General features: G+C 71.2%; 15 protein-coding genes. 11 read left to right on the top strand and 4 right to left on the bottom strand.

Annotated elements, in window-relative coordinates:
- Positions 1 to 4 precede the first annotated feature (4 nt).
- The 9 genes from uvrA (at position 5) to secG (ending at position 11,304) form a co-directional block, all read left to right on the top strand.
- On the top strand, positions 5 to 2,908 hold the full coding sequence (gene uvrA / locus FDF13_RS11555) for an excinuclease ABC subunit UvrA (protein ID WP_137320482.1): 2,904 nt from the start codon (positions 5 to 7) through the stop codon (positions 2,906 to 2,908).
- Entirely contained in the window at positions 2,895 to 4,841 is a 1,947-nt protein-coding gene (uvrC, locus tag FDF13_RS11550; protein WP_137319770.1) for an excinuclease ABC subunit UvrC, read from the top strand. Before uvrA ends, uvrC begins: the two co-directional genes overlap by 14 nt.
- Complete coding sequence (gene rapZ / locus FDF13_RS11545) at positions 4,834 to 5,739, top strand: RNase adapter RapZ (RefSeq protein WP_137319769.1); 906 nt, start codon at positions 4,834 to 4,836, stop codon at positions 5,737 to 5,739. Before uvrC ends, rapZ begins: the two co-directional genes overlap by 8 nt.
- Positions 5,740 to 5,741: 2 nt before the next feature.
- Entirely contained in the window at positions 5,742 to 6,773 is a 1,032-nt protein-coding gene (gene yvcK / locus FDF13_RS11540) for a uridine diphosphate-N-acetylglucosamine-binding protein YvcK (protein WP_137319768.1), read from the top strand.
- 13 nt (positions 6,774 to 6,786) lie between these two features.
- Positions 6,787 to 7,770 (top strand): DNA-binding protein WhiA, encoded by a 984-nt coding sequence (whiA, locus tag FDF13_RS11535; protein WP_137319767.1) that lies wholly within the window; start codon positions 6,787 to 6,789, stop codon positions 7,768 to 7,770.
- 139 nt (positions 7,771 to 7,909) lie between these two features.
- Positions 7,910 to 8,917, top strand: a complete 1,008-nt coding sequence (gene gap / locus FDF13_RS11530) for a type I glyceraldehyde-3-phosphate dehydrogenase (RefSeq protein WP_137319766.1) — start codon at positions 7,910 to 7,912, stop codon at positions 8,915 to 8,917.
- Between the two features lie 43 nt (positions 8,918 to 8,960).
- Complete coding sequence (gene pgk / locus FDF13_RS11525) at positions 8,961 to 10,193, top strand: phosphoglycerate kinase (RefSeq protein WP_137319765.1); 1,233 nt, start codon at positions 8,961 to 8,963, stop codon at positions 10,191 to 10,193.
- A 1-nt stretch (position 10,194) separates the two neighbouring features.
- Complete coding sequence (gene tpiA / locus FDF13_RS11520) at positions 10,195 to 10,983, top strand: triose-phosphate isomerase (RefSeq protein ID WP_137319764.1); 789 nt, start codon at positions 10,195 to 10,197, stop codon at positions 10,981 to 10,983.
- Positions 10,984 to 11,061: 78 nt separating this feature from the next.
- Complete coding sequence (secG, locus tag FDF13_RS11515) at positions 11,062 to 11,304, top strand: preprotein translocase subunit SecG (RefSeq protein WP_137319763.1); 243 nt, start codon at positions 11,062 to 11,064, stop codon at positions 11,302 to 11,304.
- Between the two features lie 93 nt (positions 11,305 to 11,397).
- Here secG and FDF13_RS11510 read toward each other — a convergent pair whose 3' ends face one another.
- Genes FDF13_RS11510 through tkt form a run of 3 tightly spaced genes read right to left on the bottom strand, consistent with a single transcriptional unit; the run spans position 11,398 to position 16,204 of the window.
- Positions 11,398 to 13,017: a glucose-6-phosphate isomerase gene (locus FDF13_RS11510; RefSeq protein WP_137319762.1), complete on the bottom strand. Its 1,620-nt coding sequence runs from the start codon at positions 13,015 to 13,017 to the stop codon at positions 11,398 to 11,400.
- Positions 13,014 to 14,129, bottom strand: a complete 1,116-nt coding sequence (tal, locus tag FDF13_RS11505) for a transaldolase (protein WP_217494857.1) — start codon at positions 14,127 to 14,129, stop codon at positions 13,014 to 13,016. Before tal ends, FDF13_RS11510 begins: the two co-directional genes overlap by 4 nt.
- A complete protein-coding gene (tkt, locus tag FDF13_RS11500) occupies positions 14,126 to 16,204 on the bottom strand; it encodes a transketolase (protein ID WP_137319760.1) in 2,079 nt (692 codons plus the stop codon). Before tkt ends, tal begins: the two co-directional genes overlap by 4 nt.
- A 271-nt stretch (positions 16,205 to 16,475) precedes the next feature.
- Here tkt and FDF13_RS11495 point away from each other — a divergent pair, with 271 nt between their 5' ends.
- Together FDF13_RS11495 and FDF13_RS11490 are read left to right on the top strand one after the other, a co-directional pair.
- Complete coding sequence (locus FDF13_RS11495) at positions 16,476 to 17,351, top strand: heme o synthase (protein ID WP_247424990.1); 876 nt, start codon at positions 16,476 to 16,478, stop codon at positions 17,349 to 17,351.
- Between the two features lie 21 nt (positions 17,352 to 17,372).
- On the top strand, positions 17,373 to 18,164 hold the full coding sequence (locus tag FDF13_RS11490; protein WP_137319758.1) for a bifunctional 2-polyprenyl-6-hydroxyphenol methylase/3-demethylubiquinol 3-O-methyltransferase UbiG: 792 nt from the start codon (positions 17,373 to 17,375) through the stop codon (positions 18,162 to 18,164).
- Position 18,165: 1 nt separating this feature from the next.
- Here FDF13_RS11490 and FDF13_RS11485 read toward each other — a convergent pair whose 3' ends face one another.
- Positions 18,166 to 20,079: an ABC transporter ATP-binding protein gene (locus FDF13_RS11485; protein ID WP_254668787.1), complete on the bottom strand. Its 1,914-nt coding sequence runs from the start codon at positions 20,077 to 20,079 to the stop codon at positions 18,166 to 18,168.

Here is a 20,079-nt window from a genome sequence, read left to right as displayed (position 1 = left end):
TGTGATGGCAGAGCAGACCGGTGAGCGCGCCCGGAGCGCGCGCGGCGTGTCGCACCTCGACACGCTCCGGGTCGAGGGCGCGCGCGCCCACAACCTCAAGAACGTCGACATCGCGATCCCGCGGGACTCGCTCGTCGTCTTCACCGGGCTGTCCGGCTCGGGCAAGTCCTCGCTCGCCTTCGACACGATCTTCGCCGAGGGACAGCGCCGCTACGTCGAGTCCCTGTCCTCCTACGCCCGGATGTTCCTCGGGCAGATGGACAAGCCCGACGTCGACCTCATCGAGGGCCTGTCCCCGGCGGTGTCGATCGACCAGAAGTCGACCTCGCGCAACCCGCGCTCGACCGTCGGCACGATCACCGAGGTCTACGACTTCCTCCGCCTCCTGTGGGCCCGGATCGGCGTCCCCCACTGCCCGACCTGCGGGGAGCGGATCACCCGCCAGACCCCGCAGCAGATCGTCGATCAGCTCCTCGAGCTGCCCGAGCGCACCCGATTCATCGTCCGCGCCCCGCTGGTGCGCGGCCGCAAGGGGGAGTTCGTCGACCTGTTCGCCGAGCTCCAGGCGAAGGGCTTCGCGCGCGCCGTCGTCGACGGCGAGCAGGTCCAGCTCAGCGAGCCGCCGGTGCTCGCCAAGCAGGTCAAGCACCACATCGCCGCCGTCGTCGACCGCCTCGTCATCAAGGAGGGGATGCGCCAGCGGCTCACCGACTCCGTCGAGACCGCGCTCGCACTCGCCGACGGCCGGATCGACATCGAGCTCGTCGACGACGGCACCGTGCGCACCTATTCCGAGCACATGTCCTGCCCGAACGAGCACCCGCTGACGATCGACGAGATCGAACCGCGCACCTTCTCCTTCAACTCGCCCTTCGGCGCATGCCCGACCTGCGACGGGATCGGGGTCAAGCTCCAGGTCGACGAGGTGCTCGTCGTCCCCGACGAGGACCTCAGCCTCTCCGAGGGCGCGATCGCGCCCTGGTCGGTGGGCAAGAGCACCGCGAAGTACTTCAACCGGCTCCTCGCCGGGCTCGGGGCGGACCTCGGCTTCGACATGAGCACCCCGTGGGCGGAGCTGACGAAGAAGCAGCGCACCGCGATCCTCGAGGGCAAGGACCACAAGGTCCACGTCAAGTACCGCAACCGGTTCGGTCGCGAGCGCACGTACTCGACCGGCTTCGAGGGCGTCTACCAGTACATCCTCCGCAAGCACGGGGAGACCGAATCGGACCACGCGCGGGACCGCTACGAGTCCTACATGCGCGAGGTCCCGTGCTCCGCCTGCCAGGGCACCCGGCTCAAGCCCGAGGCGCTGAGCGTGCGCGTCGCCGGCCGCTCGATCGCCGAGGTCTCCGCGATGGCGCTCGACCAGGCCGGGGAGTTCCTCGGCGGGCTCGAGCTCAGCGGCCGCGACGCGGCGGTCGCCGCGCAGGTGATGAAGGAGATCCGTGCCCGCATCGGATTCCTCCTCGACGTCGGGCTCGAGTACCTCAGCCTCGATCGCACCGCCGGAACCCTGTCCGGCGGCGAGGCGCAGCGGATCCGGCTCGCCACCCAGATCGGCTCCGGGCTCGTCGGCGTCCTCTACGTCCTCGACGAGCCGTCGATCGGCCTCCATCAGCGCGACAACCGTCGCCTCATCGAGACCCTCGTCAAGCTCCGCGATCTCGGCAACACGCTCATCGTCGTCGAGCACGACGAGGAGACCATCGAGTCCTCCGACTGGATCGTCGACATCGGCCCCGGTGCCGGCGAGCACGGCGGCGAGGTCGTGTATTCCGGGCCGGTCGCCGGGCTCACCGACGCCGCCCGCTCGATCACCGGCGACTACCTCGCCGGGCGCCGCCGCATCGAGCTGCCCGAGCGCCGCCGCCCGGTCGACGCGAAGCGCGTCGTCACCGTCGAACGCGCCCGGGAGAACAACCTCCGCGACGTCACCGTGAGCTTCCCGCTCGGGGTCCTCACCGCCGTCACCGGGGTCTCCGGCTCCGGCAAGTCGACCCTCGTCAACGACATCCTCTACACCGAGCTGGCGAACAAGCTCAACAACGCCAAGCGGGTGCCCGGCCGCCACAAGCGGGTGCGCGGGCTCGAGCACCTCGACAAGGTCATCCACGTCGATCAGGGACCGATCGGGCGCACCCCGCGCTCGAACCCGGCCACCTACACCGGCGTGTTCGACCATGTCCGCCGCCTGTTCTCGGAGACCGAGGTCGCGAAGGTCCGCGGCTACCAGCCGGGCCGGTTCTCCTTCAACGTCAAGGGCGGGCGCTGCGAGGCCTGCCACGGCGACGGCACGATCAAGATCGAGATGAACTTCCTCCCCGACGTCTACGTCCCCTGCGAGGTGTGCGAGGGCGCGCGGTACAACCGGGAGACCCTCGAGGCCCGGTTCAAGGGGAAGAACATCGCCGAGGTGCTCGACATGCCGATCGAGGAGGCCGCGGAGTTCTTCGCCGCGGTGCCCGCGATCGCCCGGCACCTCACCACCCTCGTCGAGGTCGGGCTCGGCTACGTGCGGCTCGGCCAGCCGGCGACCACGCTGTCCGGCGGCGAGGCGCAGCGCGTCAAGCTCGCCGCGGAGCTCCAGAAGCGCACCCGGGGGCGCACGGTCTACGTCCTCGACGAGCCGACCACCGGTCTCCACTTCGAGGACATCCGCAAGCTCCTCGGGGTGCTCCAGGGGCTCGTCGACAAGGGCAACAGCGTCATCGTCATCGAGCACAACCTCGACGTCATCGCCTCGGCCGACCACGTCATCGACATGGGGCCCGAGGGCGGTCGCGGCGGCGGCACGGTGATCGCCGAGGGCACCCCGGAGGAGGTCGCTCAGATCGCCGGCTCCTACACCGGCGAGTACCTGGCCGGGCTCCTCGGTCGACGGGCGGGCGGCAGTGGATCCGAGTGAGTACCGGCCGCGGCCCGGCGAGATCCCGACCTCGCCGGGCGTCTACCGGTTCCGCGACCCGGACCGCCGGGTCGTCTACGTCGGGAAGGCGAAGAACCTCCGTGCCCGCCTGAACTCGTACTTCGCCAATCCCGCCGGGCTCCACCCGCGGACCTTCGCGATGGTCCACACCGCGGCCTCCGTCGACTGGACCGTCGTCGACACCGAGGTCGAGGCGCTCCAGCTCGAATGGACGTGGATCAACGAGTTCGAACCGCGGTTCAACGTCATGTTCCGCGACGACAAGTCCTACCCGTACCTCGCGCTCACCCTGCGCGACGCGTTCCCGCGCGCCTTCATCACCCGCGGGAAGCGCAAGCCCGGCGTCAAGTACTTCGGGCCCTTCGCGCAGGTGTGGGCGATCCGCGAGACCCTCGACCTGCTCCTCCGGGCCTTCCCCGTGCGCACGTGCACGCCCGGGGTGTTCCGGCGCGCCCAGCGCACCGGGCGGCCCTGCCTGCTCGGCTACATCGACAAGTGCTCGGCCCCCTGCGTGGGCCGGGTGACGCCGGAGGAGCACCGCGGCCTCGCCCGGAGCATCGCGGAGTTCATGGGCGGGAACACCGGCCGCTTCATCTCCGCGCGCAAGGAGGAGATGGCCGCCGCCGCCTCCGAGCTCGACTACGAGCGCGCCGCCCGCCTGCGCGACGAGATCGCCGCGCTCGAGAAGGTCCTCGACAAGAGCGCCGTGGTGCTGTCGATGAACGCCGACGTCGACGTCTTCGCCCTCGTCGCCGAGGAGCTCGAGGCCTCCGTGCAGGTGTTCCACGTGCGCGGCGGCCGGATCCGCGGGCAGCGCGGCTGGATCATCGAGCGCCTCCAGGAGCTCGGCCCCGCCGAGCTCATCGCCGACTCCCTCCGGCAGGCGTACACCGATGTCGAGCCCGAGGCGATCCCGCGCGAGATCGTCGTCGACACCCTGCCCGCCGATCTCGACACCGTCACCGCGTGGCTGACGGAGATGCGCGGGTCGCAGGTGAGCATCCGGGTGCCGCAGCGCGGCGAGAAGCGCGCCGTGATGGAGACCGTGGCGAAGAACGCCGAGCAGGCTCTCCAGCTCCACAAGACCCGCCGCGCCTCCGATCTCACCACCCGCAGCGCCTCGCTCACCGAGATCCAGCAGGCGCTCGACCTCGCGGAGCCGCCGCTGCGCATCGAGTGCATCGACAACTCCCACACCGGCGGCCAGGACGTCGTCGGCTCGCTCGTCGTGTTCGAGGACGGGCTGCCGAAGAAGCGCGACTACCGTCACTTCGCCGTCACCGGGGACGCCGCCCGCGACGACACCGCCGCGATGTACGACGTCGTGTCCCGCCGCTTCTCCCGCTACCTCGAGAGCCTCGTGTCCGCCGAGCCCGACGAGCGCTTCGGCTACCGCCCCTCGCTGCTCGTCGTCGACGGCGCGCTGCCGCAGGTGCACGCCGCGGTCGCGGCGCTCGAGGACCTCGGCATCACCGACATCGCTGTCGTCGGCCTGGCGAAGCGGCTCGAGGAGGTGTGGGTGCCCGGCGACGAGTTCCCCGTCGTGCTGCCCCGCAACTCCGAGGGCCTGTTCATGCTCCAGCGGATCCGCGATGAGGCCCACCGCTTCGCGATCTCCTACCACCGCAAGCGCCGGGGGAGGAGCATGCGGGCATCCGCCCTCGACGGCATCCCCGGGCTCGGTCCGGCCAAGCGCAAGGCGCTGCTCGCGCGCTTCGGGTCGGTCCGGCGGATCCGGGCCGCGAGTCCCGAGGAGCTCGGCGGAGCACCCGGGATCGGTCCGGCGCTCGCCGAGCGCATCCACGCCGCCCTCGGCCCGCCGGGGGCCGCAGGCGGGGCCACCGGGGAGGACCCGGGATCGGATACCGTAGGAGCGGAAGCCACCGCAGCGGAAGGAAGCCCGGATGACTGAGCCGCCGGAGATCGTCGAGACCACCTCGCCCGCGACCGCGCTCGAGGTGCTCGTGCTCACCGGGATGTCCGGGGCCGGGCGCTCGACGGCGGCGAACGCGCTCGAGGACATGGACTGGTACGTCGTCGACAACCTCCCGCCGCAGATGATCGCCCCGCTCGTCGAGCTCGTCGCCCGGGCCGACGGCGCGCTGCCCAAGGTCGCCGTCGTCGCCGACGTCCGCGCCCGCTCGATGTTCTCCGAGCTCGAGCAGGTGCTCGTCGACTACGTCGACCAGGGGATCGGGATCCGCGTCCTGTTCCTCGACGCGAGCGACGAGGTGCTCGTGCGCCGCTTCGAATCGGTCCGACGGCCCCACCCCCTCCAGGGGGACGGCACGCTCATCGACGGGATCGAGGCCGAGCGCCGCGAGCTCGCCCCGCTGCGCAACCGCGCCGACATCACCATCGACACCTCGGACCTCAACGTCCACCAGCTCCGCGCCGAGGTGCGCGCCGCCTTCGGCCAGGACGGCGCCGCTGCGCTCAAGCTCACGGTGATGAGCTTCGGATTCAAGTACGGCATCCCCAAGGACGCCGACCACGTCGTCGACGTCCGCTTCCTCCCCAACCCCTACTGGATCCCGCATCTGCGCGGCCTCAACGGCCAGGATGCCCCGGTGTCGGACTACGTGCTGTCCCAGCCGGGCGCCCTGAGCTTCGTCGACCGCTATCTCGCGCTCCTCGACATCATCGTCGAGGGGTACCTCAGCGAGAATCGCTCCTTCGCCACCATCGCGATCGGCTGCACCGGCGGCAAGCACCGCTCGGTGGCGATCGGCGAGCAGCTCGCCCGGCGCCTCGCCGACCGCACCGAGGCCTCGGTGAGCGTCCGGCACCGCGACCTCGGACGGGAATGAGCATGGACCCGCATCCCGGGCTGATCCGCACCGAGGAGCTGCCCCTCTACCTCAGCCGACCCGCCAAGCAGCCCTCCGGCGGGCCCATGATCGTGTCCTTCGGCGGCGGGCACGGGCTCTACGCGGCCCTGCGCGCCTTCCGGCTGCTCACCGAGAACCTCACCGCGGTCGTCACCGTGGCCGACGACGGCGGCTCCTCGGGCCGGCTCCGCGAGGAGCTCGGCGGGCTGCCCCCGGGCGACCTGCGGATGGCGCTCGCCGCACTCTGCGACGACGGCGAGTGGGGCCGCACCTGGCGCGACGTCATCCAGCACCGCTTCCAGTCCCGCGGTCCGCTCGACGAGCACTCCGTGGGCAACCTCCTCATCTCCGCCCTGTGGCAGCTCCTCGGGGACCACGTCGAGGGACTCGACTGGATGGCCCGGCTGCTGCGCACCCACGGCCGGGTGCTGCCGATGTCCTCCGTCCCGCTCGTCATCGAGGCCGACGTCGCGCTCCGCCCCGGCGGGCCGACGAGCGTGATCCGCGGGCAGTCGCAGCTCGCCGCGACCCCCGGCCGGGTCGACCACGTGCGGCTCGACCCGCAGGCCCCGCCCGCCCGCCGGGAGACGATCGAGGCCGTGCGCGCCGCGCAGGTGCTCAACCTCGGACCCGGGTCCTGGTACACCTCCGTCATGCCGCACCTGCTCGTGCCCGAGCTCGCCGAGGCGATCGTCGCCTCGACGGCCTACAAGTGCCTCACCCTCAACCTGCCCGGGGCACAGGCCGAGACCGCGGACCTCACCCTCGTCGACCACCTCGAATCACTCCACGCGCACGCCCCGGAGCTGCGCTTCGACGCCGTGCTCGTCGACAGCGCGGCGGCCGCCGACGAACCCTCGCTCGCCCGCGCGGCGGAGCGGCGCTTCGGGGCCCGGCTGTGGTCGCGGCCGCTCGAGTCCCGCCGGCCCCGCGCCCACGACAGCCTCAAGCTCGCGGCATGCTACCGTGACATGCTCATCGACGCCGGAATCACTGTGGACGAGCAGTGGTGAGGAAGGAACTCCCATGGCATTGACCGCACAGGTCAAGGACGAGCTCGCTCGCCTCAGGATTACCCGCACCTCGGCGCGCAAGGCCGAGGTGTCGACCGTGCTGCGGTTCGCCGGGGCCCTGCACATCGTCGCCGGCTCGATCGTCGTCGAGGCCGAGCTCGACACCGGTGCCGTCGCCCGGCGCCTGCGCACCGAGATCAAGGAGCTGTTCGGCCACGTCGCCGAGGTCGTCGTCGTCGGCGCCTCCGGCATCCGCAAGGGCAACCGGTACCTCGTACGGGTGAGTCAGGACGGTCCGGCGCTCGCCCGTCAGACCGGTCTCATCGACGGTCGGGGGAGGCCCGTGCGCGGGCTGCCCTCCGCGATCGTCAACGGCTCGCTCACCGACTCCCGCGCCGCCTGGCGCGGTGCCTTCGTCGCCCACGGCTCGCTCACCGAGCCCGGTCGCTCGGCGGCCCTCGAGATCACCTGCCCGGGGCCGGAGGCCGCGCTGGCGCTCGTCGGCGCCGCCCGCCGGCTCGGGATCGGGGCGAAGGCCCGTGAGGTCCGCGGGGTCGACCGGGTGGTGATCCGCGACGGCGAGGCGATCGGCGACATGCTCACGAACATGGGTGCGGAGAGCACTCGGCTGGTGTGGGAGGAGCGGCGGATGCGCCGCGAGGTCCGCGCCACCGCCAACCGGCTCGCGAACTTCGACGACGCGAACCTGCGCCGCTCCGCCCGCGCGGCGGTGGCGGCCGGGGCGCGTGTCGAGCGTGCGCTCGAGATCCTCGCCGACGACGTGCCCGAGCACCTCCGCTACGCCGGGATGCTCCGGCTCCAGCACAAGCAGGCCTCCCTCGAGGAGCTCGGCCAGCTCGCCGAACCGCCGATGACCAAGGACGCGATCGCCGGCCGCATCCGGCGGCTGCTCGCGACCGCGGACAAGAAGGCCGAGGACCTCGGCATCCCCGGCACCGAGGCGAGCCTGACCCAGGAGATGCTCGAGGACTCGTGAGCCGCCCCGTGCGCAGATCGGTGCGGGGTGCGGGATTCATGTGATCTTCACTCGGATTCGACGCTCGGCTGGGGTTGTGTCCGCGGGTCTGACTAGGATGAAGCAGAACCGCCCCGAACCCCTTCAAGGAGGCACCGGCATGACCATTCGCGTGGGTATCAACGGATTCGGCCGCATCGGCCGCTCGTTCTTCCGTCAGGTCGACGAAGCAGAGAGCACGAACGTCGAGATCGTTGCGATCAACGACCTCACCGACAACGAGCACCTCGCACACCTGCTCAAGTACGACTCCGTGTGGCGGACCTTCCCCGGGGAGATCAGCCACGACGACGAATCGCTCACCGTCAAGGGTGAGCGGATCCGGGCCACCGCGATCAAGGACCCGAAGGACATCGACTGGGCCGGTCTCGGCGTCGACGTCGTCGTCGAGGCGACGGGCAAGTTCAAGACCGGGGAGGCCGCCGGCGCGCACCTCACCGCCGGTGCCAAGAAGGTCATCCTGTCCGCGCCCGGCAAGGACATCGACGGCTCGTTCGTCATGGGCGTCAACGACGACACGTACGATCCGGAGACGCAGCACATCATCTCCAACGCCTCGTGCACGACGAACTGCCTCGCCCCGCTCGCCAAGGTCCTCGACGAGGCCTTCGGGATCGAGTCCGGGCTGATGACCACGGTGCACGCCTACACCGGCGACCAGAACCTCGTCGACGGCCCGCACAAGGACCTGCGCCGGGCGCGCGCCGCCGCGATCAACATCGTGCCGACGACCACCGGCGCGGCGAAGGCCGTCGCGGAGGTCCTGCCGAACCTCAAGGGCAAGCTCGACGGCTTCGCGGTGCGCGTCCCCGTGCCCACCGGCTCGCTCGTCGACCTGACCTTCACCCCCTCGCGCAGCGTCACGGTGGACGAGGTCAACGCCGCGGTCAGGGCCGCGACCACCGGTGAGCTCGAGGGCATCCTCGACTACACCGAGGACCCGATCGTGTCCTCCGACATCATCATGAGCGACTACTCCTCGATCTTCGACGCCGGACTCACCCGGGTGCTCGGCTCCCAGGTCAAGGTCGTGTCGTGGTACGACAACGAGTGGGGATACTCGCAGCGTCTGCTCGACATGGTCGAGCTCGTAGGAAAGTCCCTCTGACCCGACCCGGCACCGGCCGGCAGCGGCACGACGAAAGGCAGCCATGAAGACCCTCGACACCCCCTCGCAGTACGCCGGGAAGCGCGTGCTCGTCCGGAGCGACCTCAACGTCCCGATGGACGGGACGACGATCACCGACACCGGTCGCATCGTCGCCTCCGCCCCGACGCTGAAGGCACTCGCGGAGGCCGGTGCGAAGGTCATCGTCATGGCGCACCTCGGCCGCCCCAAGGGCAAGCCCGAGGGCAAGTACTCGCTCGCCCCGGTCGTGCCGGTGCTGGCCGAGGCCGTCGGCCGTGCGGTCGAGTTCGCGTCCGACACCGTCGGCGAGGACGCGCGCGCCAAAGCCGCCGCCCTCGCCGACGGCGAGATCCTCCTCCTCGAGAACCTCCGGTTCAACCCGGGGGAGACCTCGAAGGACGAGGCGGAGCGGCGCGAGTTCGCCGAGCAGCTCGCCGCTCTCGCCGACGCCTACGTGTCCGACGGCTTCGGCGTCGTCCACCGGAAGCAGGCGAGCGTCTACGACATCGCCACCCTGCTCCCGGCCGCGGCCGGCGGGCTCGTCGCCGCCGAGGTCGAGGTGTGCGACCGCCTCCTCACCGATCCGGCGCGGCCCTACGTCGTCGTGCTCGGCGGCTCCAAGGTGTCCGACAAGCTCGGCGTCATCTCCCACCTCCTCGAGCGCGCCGACACCCTGATCATCGGCGGCGGGATGGTCTATACCTTCCTCGCCGCACAGGGGTATGCGGTGGGCAGGAGCCTCCTCGAGGAGGACCAGCTCGACACCGTGAAGTCCTACCTGTCCGACGCCGCCGAGCGCGGCGTCGAGATCGTGCTCCCCACCGACATCGTCATGGCGGAGTCCTTCGCCGCCGACGCCGAGCACTGGGTGCGCCCCGTCGACTCCCTCGAGGACACCCCGGCCGGAGCACAGGGGATGGGCCTCGACATCGGCCCGGACACCGCGCGCGCCTACGCGGAGCGGATCGCAGAGGCGAAGACCGTGTTCTGGAACGGCCCGATGGGCGTGTTCGAGTTCCCCGCCTTCGCCTCCGGCACCCAGGCCGTCGCGGAAGCCCTCACCGACGCCCACGGCGGGGTCGCCGACGGCCGCCTCACCGTGGTCGGCGGCGGCGACTCCGCCTCCGCCATCCGCAACCTCGGATTCGCCGACGAGCAGTTCGGCCACATCTCCACCGGCGGCGGCGCGAGCCTCGAGTACCTCGAGGGCAAGACGCTGCCCGGCCTGTCCGTGCTGTCCGACGAGGAGCGCTGAGATGAGCACCGACCGGACCCTGCTGCTCGCCGGCAACTGGAAGATGAACCTCGACCACCTCGAGGCGATCTCCACCGTGCAGAAGCTCGCATGGGCGCTGCGCGACGCGAAGGTCGACCTCACGGCCGTCGACGTCGTCGTGCTCCCGCCGTTCACCGACATCCGCTCCGTGCAGACGCTCATCCAGGGCGACTCGCTCGACATGGCATACGGCGGCCAGGACCTGTCCGCCCACGACGAGGGCGCCTACACCGGAGAGGTGTCCGGCCGCTTCCTGTCCCGCCTCGGCTGCAGCTACGTCGTCATCGGGCACAGCGAGCGCCGCGAGCACCACGTCGAGACCGACGCCCTGATCCGCTCGAAGGTCGAGGCCGCGCTGCGCCACGAGCTCACCCCGATCCTCTGCGTCGGGGAGCCGCTCGAGGTCCGCGAGGCCGGCGAGCACGTCGCGCACACGCTCGGCCAGCTCGCCGCCGCCCTCGACGGCCTCCCGCCGGAGGACCTGTCCGGGCTCGTCGTCGCCTACGAGCCGGTGTGGGCGATCGGCACCGGGAAGACCGCGACCGCGGACGACGCCGCGGAGATGTGCACCGCGCTGCGGGAGAAGCTGCGCGAGCTGCTCGGCGCGGACACCGCGCAGTCGGTCCGCCTCCTCTACGGCGGCAGCGTCAAGGCCGACAACGTCGCGGAGATCACCGAGCACCCCGAGGTCGACGGCGCTCTCGTCGGCGGCGCGAGCCTCGACCCGGACGGCTTCGCCGCGCTGTGCCGGGCCGCGACCGCCCGGTAGGCGCGGTGCTCCACCGCCCGGTGGACGCGCCGCCGCCCCTGTCCGCACTCCCATCCGCTCTCTGTTAGGCTTGCCGTCGTGACTGTTCTGACCTGGTCCCTCACGGGCGTCCTCATCCTCACCAGCCTCTTCCTCATCCTGCTCATCCTGCTCCACAAGGGCAAGGGCGGCGGCATGTCGGACATGTTCGGCGGCGGGATGAGCTCGAACCTCGGCTCCTCCGGGGTCGCCGAGCGCAACCTCAACCGCTTCACCACGCTCGTCGCGATCATCTGGGGGGCCTCGATCGTGCTCCTCGGACTCATCGTCCGCTTCGAGTAGGACGCCCCACCTCGTACACGACGGAACCCCGGACCCTGCGGTCCGGGGTTCCGTGCGTTCGCTTGTCGCGTCCCGTCCGCTGCTGCGGCGGGCTCAGGCCTCGAAGCCGAAGGCGGCGAGGATCTGCTCGATGCCCTGGGCCCGGTCGGTGAGGTGGAGGCGGAGCACCGGACGGCGGCGCTCCCGCAGCACCCGGGCGTCCCCGGCGGCCTGCGCGGCCTGGAGCTGGCCGAAGGTGAAGTCGCGGCCGGGGATGAGGAGGTCGGCTCGCGAGTCCGCGGTGATCTGGAGGAAGACCCCGTTCGGATGACCGCCCTTGTGGTACTGGCCGGTCGAGTGGAGGTAGCGCGGGCCGAAGCCGAAGGTCGTCTGCAGGCCCGTGCGGAGCGCGGCGGCCTGCCGGATGAGTGCGGCGCGGGTGTCGCTCGTCCGGTCGAGGTAGGCCTGGATCGCGACGTATCCGTACTCCTCGGCGCTGTCGGCGAGCGCGCGCAGCGCGTCCTCGAGGGTGTCGGCGCCGTCGAGCAGCTCGGGCGGGCCGAACACCGCGACCGCCCCGTGCGTGAACGCGGGCCGTTCGGCACCGGTGCCGAGGCCCCCGTCGAGCATCTCGCGGGCCCCGGCCTTCGCCGCCTCGACGTCGGGCTGGTCGAAGGGGTTGATCCCGATGCTGTAGCCGGTGATCGCGGTCGCGTACTCCCACAGGAGGAACTGGGCACCGAGCGGCGCGTCGACGGCGCACGCGAAGCCGGACATCGGCTGGTGCTCGCCCTCGGCGCGGCCGATGAACAGGAGCATCGCGTCCGCCCCCGCGTCGACGAAGCCCGGGGCGTCGATCCCCTCGACGACGACGGGTAGGATGCCCTCGCCGTCCTTGCCCGTCGATTCCGCGACGAGCTGCTCGAGCCACGCCCCGAACCCGACGATCGGGCTCGAGGTGGCGGCGACGACGAGCTTCTCCGTGTCGCGGGCGTGGGCGACGCCGAGGAAGGCGCCGAGCTGGATCGCGGGATTCGTCGGCTCGTCGAGCGCGAGCGCCGGTGCGATCTCCTGGGCCTCGGCGAGCAGCGCGCCGATGTCCGCCCCGGCGAGGCCGGACGGGACGAGTCCGAAGGCGCTGAGCGCGCTGTAGCGGCCGCCGACCTCCGGGTCGGCGAGGAACACGCGGCGGTATCCGAGCTCGAGAGCGAGCTCGTGGAGCGGTGAGCCGGGGTCGGTGACGACGACGATCCGGGAGGCCGGGTCGATGCCGGCGGCCTCGAACGCGGAGGAGAAGGCGCGGCGGTGCGAATCGGTCTCCACCGTCGAGCCCGATTTCGAGGACACGACGAGCACGGTGCGGGAGAGGTCGGTGCCGATCGCCTCGGCGATCTGGCCGGAATCGGTGGTGTCGACCACCTCGAGGGGGACGCCGGCGGTGGCGCAGATGACCTCGGGGGCGAGCGAGGAGCCGCCCATGCCCGCGAGCGTGACGATATCGACGCCCTCGGCGAGGAGCTCGGCGCGCAGCTCCGCGATCTCCGCGAGCAGACCGGTCGAGCTCGTCGGCAGATCGACCCAGCCGAGCCGGCGGGAGGCCTCGGGGGCCGCGGCGTCGCCCCACAGGGTGCCGTCGCCGACGCTGATCCGCGAGGCGACGTGGGCGGTGACGAGGTCACGGACCTCGTCGTCGAACTCGGCGGGGGAGGGGTAACCGAAGTCGATGGGGCTCATGCGCGGGCTCCTTCCAGCTGGGTGCGGACCGTGTCGAGCAGCTCGGCCCAGCTCGCGTCGAACTTCTGCAGGCCTTCCGCCTCGAGCTGCTCCATCACCTCGGCGTAGTCGATGCCGAGGGCGGCGAGCCGGTCGAACAGCGCGTTCGCCTGCCCGTAGCCGGAGCCGATCGTGTCCCCGCGCACCTCGCCGTGGTCGGCGAAGGCCTCGAGCGTCGCCTCGGGCATGGTGTTGACGGTGCCGGGCGCCACGAGCTCGCTGACGTAGAGGGTGTCGGGATAGTCGGGGTTCTTCGTCCCGGTCGACGCCCACAGCGGACGCTGCGTGTGCGCGCCGGCGGCCTCGAGCACCTCGAAGCGCTCGCTCGTGAACAGCTGACCGGCGATCTGGTGGGCGAGCCGGCAGTTCGCCACGCCCGCCTGCCCGCGCAGGCGCAGGGCCTCGTCGGTGCCGAGCGCGGTGAGCCGGCGGTCGACCTCGGTGTCGACGCGGGATACGAAGATCGAGGCGACGGAGTGGATGCCGGGGAGATCGATCCCCGCCTCGCGTGCCCGCTCGAGGCCGCTGATGTAGGCCTCGACGACCTTCCGGTAGCGGTCGAGCGCGAAGATCAGGGTGACGTTGACGCTGATCCCGCGGGCGACGACCGCGGTGATCGCCGGCAGCCCCTCGAGCGTGGCGGGGATCTTGATCATGACGTTGGGGCGGTTGATCGCCTCCCACAGCCGGGTGGCGTGCGCGATCGTCGCCTCGGTGTCGCGGGCCGCGTCCGGCGGCACCTCGATCGACACCCGGCCGTCGACGCCCCCGGAGGCGCGGTACACCGGCTCGAGGATGTCGGCGGCCTTCGCGACGTCGTCGCAGGTGAGCATCTCCACCGCGGTCTCGAGGTCGACGCCGTCCCGGGCGAGGGGCGTGAGCTGCGCGGCATAGGCCTCGCTGTCGGCGAGCGCGGCGGCGAAGATCGTCGGGTTCGTCGTCACCCCCACCACCTGCTTGTCGGCGACGAGCGCGGCGAGGCTGCCGGAGGTGATCCGGGAGCGGGACAGGTCATCGAGCCAGATCGAGACGCCGGCGCGGGAGAGCTCGGCCAGGGAGGTGGTCATGGTCATCCTTTCGCTGCGGCGAGCGCGTCGTCGGCCGCTGTCACGACCGCCTCCGCGGTGATGCCGAACTCGGTGTAGAGCCGCTGGTAGTCGGCCGAGGCGCCGAAGTGCTCGAGCGACACCGCGCGCCCGTGGGTGCCGAGGTAGCGGTGCCAGCTCAGCGCGGTTCCGGCCTCGATGCTCACGCGTGCGGCGACCGCGGCCGGGAGCACCGACTCGCGGTACTCGGCGGGCTGGGCGTCGAACCACTCGTGGCTCGGCATCGACACGACGCGCACCGCGGTGCCGCGCTCGCGCAGCGTCTGCGCGGCCTCGAGGGCGATCGCGACCTCGGAGCCCGAGGCCATGACGATGACCTCCGGGGTGCCGGGGGAGTCGAGGAGCACATAGCCGCCGCGGGCGGCCCCGGCGGCCGGCGCGTACTCGCCGCGGTCGAGGACCGGGACGTTCTGCCGGGTGAGGATCAGTCCGGTGGGCCCGTCGGTGCGGTCGAGGATCCGTCGCCAGGCGACCGCGGTCTCGTTCGCGTCGGCCGGGCGCACGACGTCGAGACCGGGGATCGCGCGGAGCGCGCTCAGGTGCTCGACGGGCTGATGGGTGGGGCCGTCCTCGCCGAGGCCGATCGAGTCGTGGGTCCACACGAACACCGTCGGGAGCTCCTGCAGGGCGGCGAGCCGCACCGCCGGGCGCTGGTAGTCGCTGAACACGAGGAAGGTGCCGTTGTACGGGCGGGTGGGCCCGTGGAGCGCGATGCCGTTGCACGCGAGGCCCGCGGCGAACTCGCGGATCCCGAAGTGGAGGTTGCGGCCGTAGGGGTCGCCGGCGAACATGTCGGAGCTGCGCTCGGTGGGGAGGAACGAGGCCTCGCCCTTGATGAGCGTGTTGTTCGAGCCGGCGAGGTCGGCAGAGCCGCCCCACAGCTCCGGCAGCAGCGGGGCGATCGCATTGAGCACCTCACCGGACGCGGCGCGGGTGGCGATCCCCTTCGCCGAGGCCTCGAACACCGGCAGCGCCTCGTCGAGATCGGCGGGGAGCTCACGGGCGAGGAGCCGGTCGAGGAGCGCGGCGCGCTCCGGCTGGGCCTCGCGCCAGGCGGTAAAGCGGGCGTTCCAGTCGGCGTGCGCGCGGGCCCCGCGCTCCCGGACGGCGCGGGCGTGCTCGAGGACGGCGGGATCGACGGCGAACTGCTCGGCCGGGTCGAATCCGAGCAGGGTCTTCGTCGCCGCGATCTCCTCCTCGCCGAGGGCGGCGCCGTGCGAGGCGCCGGTGCCCTGCGCCGTCGGCGCGGGCCAGGCGATGATCGTCGAGAGCCGGATGAACGAGGGGCGGGGATCGGCCTGGGCGGCGTCGAGGGCGGCGGCGAGGGCGTCGATGTCCTCGCGGTACTCGGTGCCGCCCTGCGTGAAGTCGACGTGCTCGACGTGCCAGCCGTAGGAGGCGTAGCGGGCCGCGGTGTCCTCGGTGAAGGCGATCGAGGTGTCGTCCTCGATGGAGATCCGGTTGTCGTCCCAGATCACGATGAGGTTCCCGAGCTCCTGCGTGCCCGCGAGCGAGGACGCCTCGGAGGACACGCCCTCCTGGAGGTCGCCGTCGGAGGCGAGGACGTAGATGCGGTGGTCGAACACCGATTCGCCGACCGGGGCGTCGGGGTCGAAGAGCCCGCGCTCCCGCCGGGCGGCCATCGCCATGCCGACGGCCGAGGCGAGCCCGGAGCCGAGCGGCCCGGTCGTGATCTCGACGCCGGCGGTGTGGCCGACCTCGGGGTGGCCGGGGGTCAGCGAGCCCCACTGGCGCAGCGCCTTGAGATCATCGAGCTCGAGGCCGTAGCCGGACAGGTAGAGCTGGACGTACTGGGTCAGGCTCGAGTGGCCGGCCGACAGGACGAAGCGGTCCCGGCCGAGCCACTGCGGGTCGGCCGGATCGTGGACCATCGTGTGCTGATAGAGGCAGTAGGCGACGGGCGCGAGGCTCATCGCGGTCCCCGGGTGACCGTTGCCGGCCTTCTGGACGGCGTCCGCGGCCAGCAGACGTGCGGTGTCGACAGCCGTGGAGTCCTTCGCGGACCAGGTCACAGGGCTCATGAGGGGGCATCTGTCCTTCTGCTCGGGGTTCGTCGACTCCGACTCTACCGGGTGGTCCGCAGTGTGCGGTACCGGTGTCCGGAACCACGGCGCGCGGACTGGCGCGGACGTCTACGAGGGGTAGAATGGTTGCATCCGGTGTCCAGAGGAAAGAGAACCCCTTTACGTGAGCAGCGACCAGCACAGCGCCGCCGAACAGGTGGAGCGTCCGCTCCGGCGGACGATCGACGAATCCCGACTCCTGGCGCGGACCGGCGGGCGCTCCCGCTTCATGGCCTTCGTCGCGCTCACCAAGCCGCGGGTCATCGAGCTCCTCCTCGTCACCACGGCACCCGTGATGTTCCTCGCCGCGCAGGGCTTGCCCAACCTCTGGCTCGTCCTCGCCACGCTCGTCGGCGGCTCCGCCGCGGCCGCCTCGGCCTCGGTGTTCAACTGCATCCTCGACCGCGACATCGACGCGAAGATGCGCCGCACCGAGAACCGCCCGCTCGTCACCGGCGAGGTGTCCCTGCGCGAAGCGATCGTGTTCGCCTTCGCGCTCGGCATCGGCTCGATCTTCTGGATGGGCGGGTTCACCAACTGGGTGGCCGCCGGTCTCACCGCCTCGGCGATCCTCCTCTACGTCGTGTTCTACACGATCATGCTCAAGCGCCACACCGCCCAGAACATCGTGTGGGGCGGCGCGGCCGGGTGCATGCCGGTGCTCATCGGCTGGTCGGCGGTCACCGGCTCGCTGTCGTGGGAGCCGCTCATCCTGTTCCTCGTCGTGTTCTTCTGGACGCCCCCGCACTACTGGCCGCTCGCCATCAAGTACAAGGCCGACTACGACGCCGCCGGTGTGCCGATGCTGCCTTCGAAGGTCCCGCCGACCTCCGTCGGCCGGCAGATCCTCGCCTACGGCTGGCTCATGGTCGCCGCGAGCCTCGCGCTCATCCCCGTCGCCCCGATGGGCCCGGTCTACATCGCCACCGCGCTGCTCTCCGGCGCCTGGTTCATGTACCTCTGCTACGGGCTCACCCGCCGGGCGAAGCAGGGCTTCCAGGGCACCCAGTTGCGCGCGATGAAGGTGTTCCACGGCTCGATCACCTACCTGTCGGTGCTCTTCCTCGCGATCGCGATCGACCCCTTCCTCAACCCCTTCATCTGAGTTCACCCGTAGGATCGGGGTATGGAGACGTCGACGAAGGACTTCTGGGAGAACCGCCTCGCCGAGGACTGGACGGAGACGGGCGTGGGCTACCGCGCGCTCGGAGCGGCGTTCAACACCTGGATGTACCGGGTCAGGCGCACGGTGTTCCTCCGCGAGATGGCCTCCGCTCCGATCGATCTCCCCACCGCCGAGGTGTTCGACATCGGCTCCGGCACCGGCTTCTACGTCGACCTCTGGCGCGAGCTCGGGGTCGCAGGGGTGACCGGCTCCGACATCACCACCGCCGCGGTGAACAATCTGCGCGGCCGCTTCCCGGACTCGGACTTCCATCCCTTCGACGCCGCATCCCCCGAGCTCCCGGTGCCCGCCGGCGCCTACGACATCGTGTCCGCGATGGACATGCTCTTCCACATCACCGACGACGCCGGTCACGCCCAGGCCCTCCGCAACGCCGCGCGCCTGCTGCGTCCCGGCGGGCTGTTCGTGTTCTCGGAGAACTTCCTCTTCGGCCCCGAGCAGCGCGGCCCGCGCCAGGTCAACCGGTCGATGCACACGATCGAGCGGGAACTCGCCGCCGCCGGCCTCGAGCCGATCCGCCACGCCCCGATGTTCGTCCTCATGAACGCTCAGGTCGACGCCCCCTGGCTGCGCCGCCGGGCGTGGGCGCTCGTCATGCGCACGGCCACCGCGGCCGGCCTCGGCGGGCTCGCGGGGCGCCTCCTCTACCCGCTCGAGATGCGCCTGCTCGCCTCCCGGCGCGAGGGACCGAGCACCGAGCTCATGATCTGCCGCAGGATCGAGCAGCAGTAGCTCAGTCCTCGATCCCGTCGAGCGAGCCGCCGGCGGCGAGCTGCGCGGCATGGAGCTCCGCATAGGCGCCGCCGCGCTCGAGCAGCTCCGCATGGCTGCCCTGCTCGACGATGTCGCCGTGGGCCATGACGAGGATCGTGTCCGCGTCCCGGATCGTGGAGAGCCGGTGGGCGATGACGAAGCTCGTCCGGCCCGCGCGCAGACTCTGCATCGCCTGCTGGAGCAGGAGCTCGGTGCGGGTGTCGACCGAGGAGGTCGCCTCGTCGAGGATGAGCACGGTGGGCCGGGTGAGGAACGCGCGGGCGATCGTGATGAGCTGGCGCTCGCCCTGGGACAGGTTGCCGCCGTCGTCGTCGATGACGGTGTCGTAGCCGTCAGGCAGGGTGCGGACGACGTGGTCGACGTAGCACGCCTCGGCCGCCGCCACGACCTCCTCCCGCGTGGCTCCGGGCTTGCCGTAGGCGATGTTCTCCTCGATCGTCCCGCCGAACAGCCAGGTGTCCTGGAGGACCATGCCCATGTGCGAGCGGAGCTCGGAGCGGCGCAGCTCCGCGATGTCGACGCCGTCGAAGGTGATCCGGCCGGAATCGACCTCGTAGAAGCGCATGAGGAGGTTGACGAGGGTCGTCTTCCCCGCGCCGGTGTGGCCGACGATCGCCGTCGTCGTGCCGGGTGCGGCGCGCAGGCCGAGGTCGGTGATGAGCGGAGAGTCCGGGGAGTAGCCGAAGGCGACGTGCTCGAAGGCGATCTCGCCGCGCGGGCGCTCGGGGAGGGTCGCGGTCCCGGTGTCCGGGGTCTCCTCCGGGTAGGACAGGAGCTCGAACACGCGCTCGGCGCACGCCGCCGCCGACTGGAGCTGCGCGGCCATCCCGCCGAGCTGCGCGAGCGGCTGCGAGAACTGGCGGGAGTACTGGATGAACGCCTGCACGGTGCCGAGCCGGAGCTGACCGGAGGCGACCTGGAGGGCGCCGACGACCGCGATGCCGACGTAGACGAGGTTCCCGATGAACTGCATCGCCGGCATCATCAGCCCGGCGAGCATCTGGGCGGAGAAGGACGCCCGGTAGACGTCGTCGTTCTCCGCGTCGAAGAGCTCCTTCGTCACACGGTCACGGCCGTAGACGGTGATGAGGTCGTGGCCGGTGATCGACTCCTCGACGCGGGTGTTGAGCACGCCGGTGGCCTTCCACTGGGCCTGGAACTGCCGCTGCGAACGGACCCCGAGGAGTCCGATGACGAGCGCGGTGAGCGGCACGGTGATGAGGGTGACGAGGGTGAGCTGCCAGGACAGCGTGAACATCATCGCGAGGACGCCGACGACGGTGAGCAGGCTCATGACGATCTGCCCGAGGGACTCGCTGAGCACCTGGTTGAGGTTGTCGAGGTCGTTCGTCAGCCGGGAGAGCACGTCGCCGCGCTTCATCCGGTCGAAATGCGACAGGGGGAGCGCGTGGACCTTCGACTCGACGTCCTCGCGCAGCCGGTACATCACCCGCTGCACGACGGAGTTGAGGATCCGGCTCGCGAGGAACATCACGAGGGATCCGAGCAGGTACACCGCGAGGGTGAGCAGCAGCGTCCGGCCGAGCGCGGCGAAGTCGATCCCGGCACCGGGCACGATCTCCATCGCTGCGACCATGTCGGCCATCGTCGTGTCGCCGGCGGCGCGGAGATCGGCGACGACCTCGGCCTGGGACCGACCGCCCTCCATCCGGCCGGACACCCAGCCCTCGTAGACGAGGTTCGTCGCCTGACCGAGGACGAGCGGGCCGAGGACGGTGAAGACGATGCCGACGGCGTTGAGCACCACGGCGCCGACGACGGCGAGGGTGAAGGGACGGAAGCGGCCGAGCAGGCGCTTCATCGTCGGCCCGAAGGCGCGGGCCTTGGAACCCGGGGCGTCCTCCATCGACAT

The sequence above is a fragment of the Brevibacterium sp. CS2 genome (assembly GCF_005280295.1).
In the GTDB taxonomy this organism is placed as follows: domain Bacteria; phylum Actinomycetota; class Actinomycetes; order Actinomycetales; family Brevibacteriaceae; genus Brevibacterium; species Brevibacterium pityocampae.
This window is presented reverse-complemented; position numbering and strand designations above follow the sequence as displayed.